Consider the following 236-nt stretch of genomic DNA (forward strand, 5'->3'; position numbering starts at 1 on the left):
ATAATACGAGTGTAACCACCTGGGCGTTCTTCATAACGCGGACCTAACTCATTAAACAGCTTGCCAACAACTTCTTTGTCACGTGTGCGTGCGAACGCCAGACGACGATTTGCTACGCTGTCTTGTTTTGCCATTGTGATCAACGGCTCAACAACGCGACGTAACTCTTTTGCTTTTGGCAAAGTCGTCTTGATGATCTCATGACGCACCAAAGAGCTTGCCATGTTGCGGAACAT

The 236-nt window shown here is 47.5% G+C and carries 1 protein-coding gene; it reads right to left on the bottom strand.

Annotated features, from left to right (window positions below; translation table 11 throughout):
* Window positions 1–236: 50S ribosomal protein L17 (rplQ, locus tag B3180_RS04810; RefSeq protein WP_286843337.1), on the bottom strand; the 236-nt coding region annotated here is incomplete at both ends.

Origin of the sequence: Idiomarina sp. UBA4206 (assembly GCF_002383015.1) — a bacterium.
Classification (GTDB): Bacteria; Pseudomonadota; Gammaproteobacteria; order Enterobacterales; family Alteromonadaceae; genus Idiomarina; species Idiomarina abyssalis.